Source organism: Psychrobacter sp. 4Bb (assembly GCF_002836735.1).
Lineage (GTDB): Bacteria > Pseudomonadota > Gammaproteobacteria > Pseudomonadales > Moraxellaceae > Psychrobacter.
The window spans coordinates 1-209 of record NZ_PJAS01000033.1; the positions used below are offsets into that span (position 1 = coordinate 1).

Annotated in this window: 1 pseudogene; it reads right to left on the bottom strand. The window is 38.8% G+C overall.

What is annotated here, in order from left to right:
* Window positions 1-209: pseudogene (locus tag CXF60_RS00650) on the bottom strand (IS630 family transposase); the annotation flags it as partial.

Genomic DNA, 209 nt, shown 5'->3' on the forward strand with positions numbered 1-209 from the left:
ACGCATTTAGTTTTAAGGCTTGGAATGAGCGTGTATTTGCACCAGTCATAGAATATATCGCCATTGATGTTTTTCTCAAAGTAATCAAGCGCAAAAAGCATCTTTTCATACAGAGCACCGATGACATTGGTACGTTTTTTAGCTTGCCAATTGTAGCTATCAATACAAGGTTTACCTATCGGTGCGTAGCCATAAGGACGAATAGTTTC